The 362-nt window shown below is 44.3% G+C and carries 1 protein-coding gene; it reads left to right on the forward strand.

The window, feature by feature from the left end; all coding sequences use genetic code 11:
- Positions 1–362 (forward strand): hypothetical protein (locus A3761_RS03865; RefSeq protein ID WP_068749852.1); only part of this gene is annotated, 362 nt, incomplete at both ends.

A 362-nucleotide genomic window follows, 5' to 3' on the forward strand; every position in this document is an offset into this window, starting at 1 on the left:
GCCCAGAACTTGCTTACCCGCAAAGCCAAAAAGGGTTTTATCAGTCGCTTGAGCCCATCAAAGATGCAATATCAGTGTTTAAGTGGCTATGTGAACAAGCGAATTTTGATGTCTACATCCTAACAGCTCCTTCACTGTGCAACCCTATGTGCTATTCAGAAAAGCGTCTTTGGGTAGAGCAGCATTTGGGTTCCGAGCACGTACATCGCTTGATTATTTCTTATCACAAGAACCTATTGAAGGGTGACTACTTGATAGATGACCGAAGAGAAGGCCGAGGNCAGGAATCATTTGGCGGGGCACTTATTCAGTACGGAAGCTCGCAGTTTAAAAACTGGTTAGAAGTGAAGCACTATTTCAGA

The organism is Oleiphilus sp. HI0123, assembly GCF_001635315.1.